We start from the raw sequence: 11,034 nt of genomic DNA, 5'->3' as shown, positions 1-11,034 counted from the left end.
GAGGTCCGGTGCGGGCAGCCATGTTGTCCGCCGTCGTCCTCCTCACCGCCGTCCCGGCCGCCGCGGCGGCCGCTCCGGCCGGTGACGTCACCACGGCGGTGGCGGCCCGGCTGCTCGGCCAGACGTCCGTCACCGCCGACCCGTTCCTGCGCACCGCCGGCACCGACGACACCCGGGTCACCGTCACCCGGCGCGACGGCCGGGACTGGGCCTTCGGCACCGCCGTCGTCGTCGCCCCGCACGTCGAGGACGCCTACCCGAAGGGCTCGGTCTTCGTCGCCCACCGGGACCGCACCGGTTGGCAGGTCGCCTTCGACGGTGAGGCCGCCTTCGCCGACCTCGCCGAGGCCGCCCCGTCCACCGTCGTGTCGGCCCGGGAGAAGCAGGTGTTCGCCGCGCCGTCGCTGGGGACGATGCTCGCCAACGGTGACTTCCGCACCGGCATGCGCCTGCCGTACGCCGTCGGCCAGACCTGGTCGTACACCGGTGGGCCGCACGGGTGGGGCGGGAGCGAACTGCCGTACAGCGCCATCGACCTGGCCGGCGGCGACCAGCGGGTGCTCGCCGCGCGCGGCGGCACCGCCTACACCATGTGCCGGGGCTGGATCCGGGTCATCCACGACCGGGGGTACTCCACCGACTACTACCACCTCTGGAACAGCATCAACGTCAACGGCGTGGGCGTCGGCGAGGGCGCCTTCCTGGGTAACACCGGCACCGACGTCACCTGCGGCGGGTCCGCCTCCGGTCGGCACGTGCACTTCGGCCTGCGGCAGAACAACGCGTACGTGCAGATCCACGACCACAGCCTCGGCAAGTGGGTGTTCATGAAGGGTGGCTCCGCCTACCAGGGGTACGCCCTGCACGGGTCGACGCGGGTCAACACCGGCGGCGGGCTGTACAACTACGGCGCGCTCGGCTTCAACCAGGCCGTCGTCGACGCCAACGGCGGCGGCTCGGTGAACAAGCGCACCGGCCCCGGCACCGGATACGCGGTGGCCGGCTCGGTCGGCGACGGCGCGACGGTGACCATCTCCTGCTCGCGCAACGGCACCACGCACACCGGCCGGTACGGCGCCACCGCCCTGTGGAACCGGCTCAGCGACGGCACCTGGGTCAGCGACGCCTTCGTGTGGAGCGGCCTGAACGGTCCGGTCAACGGTTGGTGCTGACACCACCACCGGCGGCCCTGCCGTGACCGCCGGTGGGCCGGGAAGTCAGGTGACTCCTGCCCGGCCGTCCGGTTCGTAGTGGTCCGGCGTCCGCTGGCGGGTGGACATGAGCACCCCTACTCATCCGCCCGCCAGCGGCGTTGGGCAAGCTCAACGCATGACCGACCCCACGTCACCCCTCGAACGGCCCCGGGGACGGGTGGGCATCACCGCGGTCGGCGCCAGCCTGCCGGAGCAGGTCGTGCCCACCGCCGAGCTCCAACACCGGATCGCCGAGGCCAGCGGACTGCCCCTGCCGGCCGGGCTGCTCACCCGGATGACCGGGATCACCTCCCGCCGGATCGCCGCCGACGACGAGTACGCCTCCACCCTCGCCGTCCGCGCCGCCCGGGCGGCGCTCGCCGCCGCCGGACGCGAGCCGGAGGAGGTGGACCTGCTGCTCTTCGCCTCCGCCACCCGGGACATGGTCGAGCCGGCCACCGCCCACATCGTGCAGGCCGAACTGGGCGGCCACGCGCACGCCCTGGACGTCACCAACGCCTGCAACAGCTTCCTCAACGGCATCGACCTGGCCCGTTCCAACATCCTCGCCGGTCGCGCCCGTCGGGCCCTGGTGGTGACCGGGGAGACGCCGACCCGGGCGATGCGCACCCGGATCACCGACCTCGACGAGGCCCGTCGCGCCTTCGCCGGCTACACCTTCGGGGACGCGGGCGCGGCCGTGCTGGTGGAGCCGGTGGACCGGGGCGGGATCCTCGACGTCGACACCGAGACGTGGTCCGAGCACTGGACGGTGGGCGGCATTCCCGGCGGCGGCTCCCGGCACCCGCGCGGCGACGAGCACACCTACTTCGCCGGCGACGGGCGGACCCTGCGGGACGTCTTCGAGAAGATCGGACCGGACATCCTGCACCGGGTCCGGCACCGCACCGGCCTCGACTGGTCCGACTACGCGCGGGTGCTGGTGCACCAGGTGACCCTGCCGTACCTCGACCGGTTCGTCGAGGTGACCGGCGTGCCGAAGGACAAGCTGGTGGTCACCGTCGCCGAGTTGGGCAACCTGGCCAGCGCCACGCTCGGCGTCCAGCTCTCCCGGGTCGAAGCCGCGCTGAGCCCCGGTGAACGGGTGCTGTTCATCGGCCTCGGCGGCGGGGTCAGCCTGATGACCATGGTCTGGGAGAAGTCGTGACCGCGCTCTGGGTGGTGGTGCCCGCCTACAACGAGGTAACCCGGATCGGTGCCACGCTGGACGCGCTGGCCGCGCAGAGCGACCGGGACTTCACCCTGCTCGTGATGGACAACGCCTCCACCGACGGCACCGCCGACGTGGTCCGCCGGTTCGCCGCCCGGTCGCCGGTGCCGACCCTGCTGGTCGAGGAGGGGCAGAAGGGCGTGGGGGCGGCCGTGGACACCGGCTTCCGGTACGCCATCACGCACGGGGCGACCCTGATCGCCCGGACCGACGCCGACTGCCTGCCCCGACCCGGATGGGTGGCCGCCGCCCGTCGCGCGCTCACCGCCGGGGCGGACATGGCGTGCGGCCGGATCGAGGCCCGCCGCGACGAGCACGGCCCGCTCGGCCGGGCCGGGTTCCGCTGCGTGGTCAGCGTCGCGGCCACCTTCGGGCGGCTGCGTCCCGCCCACCGGGGCGCCGGTTACCGGGCCCCGTACCGGATGCACGCGGGCAACAACATGGCCATCACCGCGAGCGCCTACCTCGCCGTCGGCGGGATGCCCCGCCGGCCGTCCCCGACCGACCGGGAGTTCCTCAACCGGGTCCGCCGGGTCACCGACGCCATCGTCCACGAGCGGACGATGGTGGTGGAGAACTCGACCCGGCGGCTGCGCGCGTACGGACTGCTGCGCAGCGCGGCCTGGTATCTGGACCGGGGCAGCGGCCGGCTCTCCCCGGACCCGCGCTGACCCCCTCACCCTGCCCCACCGGGAGACCTCCGTGCTCGACGAACTGGCCGCCACCCTCCGCCGCCGTCCGGACGCCCCGGCGGTGCTCACCGCCACCGCCTCCGGTCGACCCCGGGTCCGGGCCACCCGGGGCGACCTGGCCGACCTCGCCGACGGGTACGCCGCCGTCCTGCACCACCACGGGCTGGTCGCCGGGGACACCCTCGGGGTGGCGGTGCGCCCCGGTCCCCGGTCGCTGGCGGTGATGCTCGCCGCGCACCGGCTCGGACTGCGGGTGGCGGTGCTCGACCCCTCCGCCGGTCCCGAGGTGCTCACCGCGCGGCTGGCCCTGGCCCGTCCCGCCCTGGTCGTCGCGGACGCCGCCGCCCAGGCGGTCGCCGGCTGGGCCCGGCCACTGGCCGGTCGCGCCCGGTTGGCGCTGCCCCGGCTGGCCGACCTCGGTCCGGTCCGTACCGTCGGTCGCCGGTTGCCCGGCTGCGCTCCGGCACTGCGGCCCCGCCCGGGACCGGCCCCCACGCCCACGAACGACGACGGCGACGCGGTGATCATCTTCACCTCCGGCACCACCAGCCGGCCCCGGGCGGTGGTCCACCGCCGCTCCGGTCTGGACGCCGGTATGCGGGCCGTCGCCGACCTGGTCCGGCCGCGACCGGACCAGCCGGTGCTCGGCGGCACCTTCTTCGTGCTGATACCCGCCCTGGCCAGCGGCGCCCCGGTCGCGCTGCCGGCCCGGTCGCCCCGGCGGCTCGCCGGTCAACTGGACCGGTTGCGTCCCCAGGCCAGCTACCTCACCCCACCGCAGGTGCGGGCCCTGCTGGCCGAGGGGCCCCGGCTGCGCGGCCGGTTCTACAGCGGCTCCGCCCCGGTGAGCGCCACCCTGCTCGACCGGGTCCGGCAGGCCGGCGCGGACGAGGCCTGGGGGGTGTACGCGCTGACCGAACTCTTCCCGGCCGCCGCCGTCGAGTCGGCCGAGAAGTCCGCCTTCACCGGTGCCGGCGACCTCGTCGGGACGCCGCTGCCGGGGGTACGGACCCGGATCGGGACGGACGGTCGTCTGCTGCTCGCCGGGCCGGGCCAGGCGCACCGCTACCTCGGTGAGCCGCCGGCCGAGTGGGTGGACACCGGGGACGTGGCCCGCTACGACGGCGAACGCCTCGTCCTGGCCGGCCGGAGCAAGGACATGGTCCTGCGCCGCGCCGTCAACATCTATCCCGGACTGTACGAGCCGGGGCTGCACGTACCCGGGGTCAACCTGGCGGTGCTGGTCGGCGTGCCGGCCGGCGACGGGGACGAGCGACTGGTCGCCGTGGTCGAACCCGAACCGGGGGTCGACCCGGACCGGCTGCGCCGCTGTCTCGACCCGGTGCTGACCCGGATGGGGGCCGCCCGCCCCGACGCGCTGGTCGTCGCGACGGTGCCGACCTCCGGCCGGTCCCGGAAACCGGACCGGGCCGCCGCGGCGGCCCTGGCCGCCGCCCGGACCGGGCACGCCGATCCGACCGGCCGGTACCGTCGTGCCTGACCCGAGCGTCCCCGGCGACCGGCGGCATCCGGGGCCGGGCCGGGGGCGTCGCCGGGACCGGCGGGTCTACCTGCGCCGCTACCCGCTGCTGTTCACCCTGCTCGCCGCCACCCGCCGCTGGCCGGCGCTGCGGATCGGCCGGACCGTGCTGGTGCACGACACGGACGCCTACCTCACGGCGCTGACCCGGATCCCGCTGGACCGGCTCGCCGCCGGCACCGTGGGCGGCACCGCCCGCCGGCTCGGCACCGACGGTCTCCTCTTCGACCAGGAGGGCGCCGGGCACCGGCACGCCCGCCGGACGCTCGCCGACGGGCTCGGCCCGGCCGGGGTCGCCGAACTCCGTCCGGTCTGGACGGCGGTGCTGCGGCAGCGCCTGGCGCCGCTGGGCGACGGCGCGGCGGTGGACCTGGTGCCGGTGGTGGCCGAACTGGCCGGGGCGACCACGGCGGCGCTGCTCGGGGTGGAGGTGGACCCGCTGACCCTGGCCGACGCCGCCCGTCACGCGGCCGCCACGGCCGCCGCCGAGCAACTGCCCGGCCCGCGCCGACCCGGTCACGCCCGCGCCGCCCGTCGGGCCGTCACCGACCTGACCGACCTGCTCGGCCTGCCCCCGCAGCGGGCCGCCCTGGCCGGCATGCTCGCCGTCGCGGCGGTGAACACCACCGTGGCCGGCATCCCCCGGGCGGTGGCCTGGTGTGCCGACGACCGGCTCTGGGACGCCACCGAGGACGCCGACACCCGGGACGTGCTCGTCGACGAACTGCTCCGGGTCACCGCGCCGAGTCCGCTGCTGCCCCGGGTGGCCGCCGGCACCGGCACGGCGGCCGGCTGCCCGGTCCGCTCCGGGGACCGGCTGCTGCTGGTCGCCCGGCACGCCGCCGGAGCACACCGGTCCGGACCGGACTGTGCCGCGCCCGCGCCGGCGCGGACCGCACGGTTGGTCTTCGGGGCGGGCGCGCACTCCTGCCCCGGCGCCCGGCTGGCCCGGGCACAGCTCGCCGACGTCCTCGCCGCCCTGGCACCGTACCGGCCGGTGGTGGTGTCCGCCCGGGCCGACGGGCGGGCCGCGCTGCCCGGCTGGGCCCGCCTGGTGGTCAGGGCCGGTCGGTGAACCTCACCGGCGTACGGGTGGCGGTCACCGGGGCGAGCGGGTTCTGCGGCTCCGCCGTGGCGCGGGCCGCCGGGGCGGCCGGTGCCCGGGTGTGGTGCCTGGGCCGACGGCCGGGACCGGTCGGTCGGCACGTGCCGTGGGACGCCGCCCGGCAGGTCCCCGACCTCGCCGGGGCCGACCTGGTGGTGCACCTCGCGGCGGCGGTCGGCGACCCGGTGCCGGGGCCGGCGGCCGAACGCGCCTACCGGGCGGTCAACGTGGACGGTACGGCCCGGCTGCTCGACGCCGTCGGCGACCGTCCGCTGGTCTGGGTGAGCAGCGCCAGCGTCTACCGGCCCGGGGGAGCGGGGCCGGTCGACGAGGACCATCCGGTCGACGGCCAGCTCACCGCGTACGGGCGCACCAAGGCCGCCGGGGAACGGCTCGCCCTGGCGGCCGGTGCGGTGGTACTGCGTCCCCGGGCGGTCTACGGGCCGGGTGACCCGCACCTGCTGCCCCGGCTGCTCGCCGCCCGCCGGGGGCGGTGGCTGCCGGTGCCCGGCCCGGACGTGTGGTTGAGCCTCACCGCGGTGGAGAACCTGGCCGACGCCTGCCTGGCGGCGTCCGCCTGGCCGGGCGGGGCGTACAACGTCGCCGACGACCGGCCGTACTCGCGGGACGCGGTCCTGCGCGGGGTGCTCGCGGCGACCGGCAGTGCGGCGCGCCTGACCCACCTGCCGGTGGGCGTGGCGACCGCCGCGGCGACCGTGGCGACCACGGTGGCCCGGCTGACCCGCCGGCCGCCGCTGCTGACCCGGTACGCGGTCGACCAGCTCGCCCGGGGCGTGGTCCTCGACATCGGCCGGGCCCGCGCCCGGGGGTACCGGCCCGACCGGACGTTCGACGACTACCTGGACCACCTCGGCGGGTGACGGCGGCGCCGCCGAGGGCGGGGTCCGGAAGAAAAGTTCGAATTTTTTTGGGAGCGCTCCGACGGGTGGCACCCAGATGTTACTGACGGGTTCCGTTGTAACCATGCTGACCTGCGCAGATGTCTTTAATCGCCACTAAACATCCGACAGGCCACTGTCGGCGCCGAAGCAGCGAAGAGCCGCTAGTCCGGCCAACCGGCACGCTTGCGACGGATGTCAGACGTGTGAATACTTCGACGCACCCCGATCGGCTGAGCCTCACCAGCCGAAAGGTTGCCCGGGGCTGCCTGAAAGGGCTGCCCACCCTCGTTCCATGGAGGTAAGCACATGCGACTCTCCGGGTCCCCGCTGCGCCACGTCACCGCCACCGCGGTGGCCGGTGTGCTGGTCATCGGCTCCTTGACCGGCGCACCCGCTCAGGCCGCCCCCGAGACAGCCGCTTCCCCCGACCGGGCCGCCAAGCTGGCGGCCACCCTCGGCGACCGCTCCGCCGGGACGTACGCACAGGCTGACGGCTCGATGGTCGTCACCGTCACCGACGAGGCCGCCGCGAAGAAGGTCCGCGCGGCCGGCGCCACCCCCAAGCTGGTGACCCGGGGGGCCGACGACCTGAAGCGGGCCACCACCGAACTCGACCGCTCGGCCCGGATCCCCGGCACCGCGTGGTGGACCGACCCGGCGACCAACCAGGTGGTCGTCTCCGTCGACAGCACGGTCACCGGCGCGAAGCTCAAGCGCGTCGAGGCGGTCGCCGAACGGCTCGGCGGCACGGTCCGCGTCGAGCGCGAGTCCGGGGTGCTGAGCACCCGGGCCGCCGGTGGCGAGGCCATCTACGCCGAGGGCGGCGGACGCTGCTCGCTCGGCTTCAACGTCCGCAGCGGTGCCACCCACTACTTCCTCACCGCCGGCCACTGCACCGACATCACCGGCAACTGGTACGCCGACTCCGGGCAGAGCGCCCTGCTCGGCACCGGCGGGACCGGCAGCTTCCCCGGCGACGACTACGGCATCGTGCAGCACACCGACGCGTCCGCCGCCGACGGCAGCGTCTACCTCTACAACGGCACCACCCGGGACATCACCGGCGCCGCGGACGCCTACGTCGGTCAGTCCGTGGAGCGGTCCGGCAGCACCACCGGCCTGCACAGCGGGACGGTCCAGGCGGTCAACGCCACGGTGAACTACGCCGAGGGCACGGTCACCGGCCTGGTCCGCACCACCGTCTGCGCCGAGCCGGGCGACAGCGGCGGCGCGCTGGTCGCCGGCTCCACCGCGCTCGGCCTGACCTCGGGCGGCAGCGGTAACTGCTCCTCCGGCGGGACCACCTACTTCCAGCCGGTCACCGAGGCGCTGAGCGTCTACGGCGTCGAGATCATCTGATCGTCCGACCCCGCAGCGGTGGCCGCCACGCCCGTGGCGGCCACCGCTGTCGGCTGTCCGGACGACGGCTCCACGCGATCCGGCACGGGGTGGCCGACCGGTCCGGCGACGGCCCGACACACGTCCGCCACGCTCGTGGGTAGACTCCGCGTCGCGGTGGGACGACGGTGCGTCGGTGCCACGGGACGGTGCCGTGGTCGGCGAGGAAATGGGGTGGCCACCAGGTGAGCAGCCTGCCGGCGGTCGCGGCCGATGTCGCCTCCACCGCCATGACCATGCTCACCGCCGACGGCCGCTGCCTCTGGTCCAATCCCGCCGCCCGCCGCCTGGGGGCGCCGCTCCACGAGTTGCCGCTGGCCGGGGTCGCCCCGGACGGCTCCCCGGTCGAGCTGCCCTGGCCGCAGCCGGACGGCCCCACCCGTTGGCTGGAGGTGCGCTGTCACCGGGTGGACCACGACGGGCAACTCCTGCGTCTGTACGAGCTGCGCGACGTCAGCGTCGAACGCCGGGAGCGCGAGGCGGGCCGCAACTTCCGGTGGCGCCTGGCCCACATCGAGCAACTCGCCAAGGTGGGCACCTGGGAGTGGGACATCGCCACCGACTCGGTCATCTGGTCCGACGTGCTGTTGCAGATGTTCGGCTATCCGCCCGGCACCGAACTGGACTACCCGTCGTACCGCGGACTGCTCCACCCCGACGACGTCGGACTGATCGAGCGGACCCTGGAACGGGCGCTGGGCGCCGGCGGACCGTTCGCCTACACCCACCGGATGTACCTCGCGGACCGCAGCACCCTGCGGGTCTTCGAGTGCTACGGCGAGGTCTTCACCGACGCCACCGGCGCCCCGGTCCGGGTGCTCGGCACCGCGCACGACATCACCGAGATGCGGCGGGTCCAGGACGAGCTGACCCGCCTGGCCGAACGGGACCCGCTGACCGATCTGCCCAACCGGCGGGCCCTGCTGGCCCGCCTGGACGACCTGCTCGCCCGGGGCGGCGGCCCGCCCGGCGCCCTGCTGCTGATCGACATCGACAACTTCAAGGACATCAACGACGTCCACGGGCACGCCGTCGGCGACGACGTGCTGCGGGTGCTCGCCCGGCTGCTCGTGCGCCACCTGCCCGCCGGCACGGTGCTGGGCCGCCTCGGCGGCGACGAGTTCGCCGTCGTCCTGCCGGACACCGCGGCCGGCGACGCCCTCACCGCCGCCGAGATGCTCTGCGACGTCACCGCCCGGACGCCCGTACCGCTGGCCGGCGCGGGACTGCGGGTCACCCTCAGCATCGGGGCCGCCCCGCTGGAGCCCGGCGACACCCGGGACGCGGTGCTCGCCCACGCCGACCTCGCGTTGTACGAGGCGAAGAACGCCGGACGCAACCGGGCCCGGCTCTACCTGCCCGAGCACTACCGGCACGCGGTGCAACGGGTCAACGTGGTGACCCGGGTCCGCAGCGCGCTCCACGAGCACCGGATGCAGCTCGACGCCCAGCCGATCATCGACCTGCTCACCGGCGAGGTGGTCAGCCACGAACTGCTCATCCGGCTGCGCGACGGCCGGCAGCCGTCGCTGGCCCCCGACGACTTCCTGCCGACCGTGGAGCGCGACGACCTCATCGGCGAACTCGACCGGTGGGTGGTGACCACCGCCACCTCGGCGCTGGCCGACCCCGCCGCCTCGGCGGCCGGCCTGCGCTTCGACGTGAACATCTCCGCCCGGTCGATGGAGTCGCCCGGATTCGGCGACTGGGTGGTGGCCCGGCTGCGCGCCGTCGGCGTCGACGCCGACCGGTTGGGCCTGGAGGTGACCGAGACGGCGGCGATCACCAACGTCGCCGCGGTCCGCAACCTCGCCGGCACCCTGCGCGACGCCGGCTGCCGGCTCAGCCTGGACGACTTCGGGGCCGGGTTCGGTTCGTTCGCCTACCTCAAGCACCTGCCGTTCAGCACCGTCAAGATCGCCGGTGACTTCGTCCGGCACGCCGACCGGGGCGGAGCCGACCCGGTGCTCATCGACGCCGTGGTGCGGGCCGCGCACGGACTGGGCATGCGCACCGTCGCCGAGTCGGTGGAGCACGCCGGGCTGGTGCCCGCGCTGCGTCAACTCGGGGTCGACTCCGGGCAGGGCTTCCACCTCGGCCGTCCGGTTCCACTGGACCTCCTGCTCCAGCGGAACCGTGACGAACGGCATACCACCACCACCGTCGACGTCGTGGTACGACATCCCGACCACTGACCACGCCGTCTGATCGGGAGACCCAGGTGAGCGCACCCACCACCCCGGCGGTACCGGACCGCGTCGAGCTCGTCACCACCGACGTCGACGCCGTCCGTCCCTTCTACACCGACCTGCTCGGTTGGACGTACGCCGACACCGCCGGGGGAGTCACCGCGCTCGCCGACGGCGTACCCGTCGCCGAGCTGCGCGCCGGCGCGCCGGCCCGCTGGTGGCCCGTCTTCGCCACCGACGACGCCGGAGCGGTCCGGGCCACGGCGGCCGGCGCCGGAGCCCGGACGGACGGCGACGACGTGCACGACCCGCTCGGCGGCTGCTTCCGGGTCCGCGCCGGGGCGACGGCCGTGGCCCCCGGACCGGGCCGACCCTGCTGGTACGAGTACATGACCGTCGCCCCCGGCGACGCCGACCGGTTCCACGCCGACACCCTGGGACTGCGCGCGACCCCGCCACCCGGCGCGCCCGACGACACCTACGCCCTGCTCCTCGCCGACGCGCGCCCGGTCGCCGGTCGCCTGGCGCTGCCCGAACCGCTGGCCGCCGTGCTGCCCACCGGCTGGATGGTCTACTTCGCGGTGTCCGACCCGGACGACGCCGCCGCCCGGGCGCCCCGGCTGGGCGGACGACTCCTGGTGCCACCCCGCGACGTGCCGACCGGGCGGGTCGCCGCGCTCGCCGACCCGAACGGCGCGGTGTTCACCGTCCTCCGCCCGGCACCCCGAACCCGCCCCTGACCGCACCGACGCCCTGCCCGGCGGGGCAGGTTGCGGCAGGTCGG

Annotated in this window: 9 protein-coding genes; all 9 read left to right on the top strand. The window is 75.4% G+C overall.

What is annotated here, in order from left to right; genetic code table 11:
• Positions 1-8 precede the first annotated feature (8 nt).
• The 9 genes from QSK20_RS10120 to QSK20_RS10080 all read left to right on the top strand — a co-directional run bounded on the left by QSK20_RS10120 (position 9) and on the right by QSK20_RS10080 (position 10,990).
• Entirely contained in the window at positions 9-1,172 is a 1,164-nt protein-coding gene (locus QSK20_RS10120) for a peptidase M23 (protein WP_285788330.1), read from the top strand.
• Positions 1,173-1,329: 157 nt separating this feature from the next.
• The gene (locus QSK20_RS10115) at positions 1,330-2,361 is read left to right on the top strand and encodes a 3-oxoacyl-ACP synthase III family protein (protein ID WP_285788329.1); all 1,032 of its coding nucleotides are present in this window, start codon (positions 1,330-1,332) and stop codon (positions 2,359-2,361) included.
• Positions 2,358-3,095, top strand: a complete 738-nt coding sequence (locus QSK20_RS10110) for a glycosyltransferase family 2 protein (protein WP_285788328.1) — start codon at positions 2,358-2,360, stop codon at positions 3,093-3,095. Before QSK20_RS10115 ends, QSK20_RS10110 begins: the two co-directional genes overlap by 4 nt.
• A 31-nt stretch (positions 3,096-3,126) precedes the next feature.
• Positions 3,127-4,617 carry a class I adenylate-forming enzyme family protein gene (locus tag QSK20_RS10105; protein WP_285788327.1) on the top strand — a complete coding sequence of 497 codons (1,491 nt, stop codon included), beginning with the start codon at positions 3,127-3,129 and terminating at the stop codon, positions 4,615-4,617.
• A complete protein-coding gene (locus QSK20_RS10100; RefSeq protein WP_285788326.1) occupies positions 4,610-5,731 on the top strand; it encodes a cytochrome P450 family protein in 1,122 nt (373 codons plus the stop codon). Before QSK20_RS10105 ends, QSK20_RS10100 begins: the two co-directional genes overlap by 8 nt.
• Positions 5,728-6,642, top strand: a complete 915-nt coding sequence (locus QSK20_RS10095) for an NAD-dependent epimerase/dehydratase family protein (RefSeq protein ID WP_285788325.1) — start codon at positions 5,728-5,730, stop codon at positions 6,640-6,642. Before QSK20_RS10100 ends, QSK20_RS10095 begins: the two co-directional genes overlap by 4 nt.
• A gap of 327 nt (positions 6,643-6,969) precedes the next feature.
• The gene (locus QSK20_RS10090; protein WP_285788324.1) at positions 6,970-8,022 is read left to right on the top strand and encodes a S1 family peptidase; all 1,053 of its coding nucleotides are present in this window, start codon (positions 6,970-6,972) and stop codon (positions 8,020-8,022) included.
• Positions 8,023-8,246: 224 nt separating this feature from the next.
• Positions 8,247-10,256, top strand: coding sequence for a putative bifunctional diguanylate cyclase/phosphodiesterase (locus tag QSK20_RS10085; RefSeq protein WP_285788323.1), 2,010 nt, complete (start codon positions 8,247-8,249; stop codon positions 10,254-10,256).
• Between the two features lie 26 nt (positions 10,257-10,282).
• Positions 10,283-10,990: a VOC family protein gene (locus tag QSK20_RS10080; RefSeq protein ID WP_285788322.1), complete on the top strand. Its 708-nt coding sequence runs from the start codon at positions 10,283-10,285 to the stop codon at positions 10,988-10,990.
• Positions 10,991-11,034: the final 44 nt, after the last annotated feature.

The sequence above is a fragment of the Micromonospora sp. NBRC 101691 genome (assembly GCF_030269285.1).
In the GTDB taxonomy this organism is placed as follows: domain Bacteria; phylum Actinomycetota; class Actinomycetes; order Mycobacteriales; family Micromonosporaceae; genus Micromonospora; species Micromonospora echinospora.
The sequence above is the reverse complement of the archived record's forward strand: the minus strand, read 5'-3'. Positions and strand labels throughout refer to the sequence as shown.

Coding starts and splice junctions, on each gene's coding strand:
- QSK20_RS10090 (WP_285788324.1), top strand. CDS start 6,970: ATGCGACTCTCCGGGTCCCCGCTGCGCCACGTCACCGCCACCGCGGTG.
- QSK20_RS10115 (WP_285788329.1), top strand. CDS start 1,330: ATGACCGACCCCACGTCACCCCTCGAACGGCCCCGGGGACGGGTGGGC.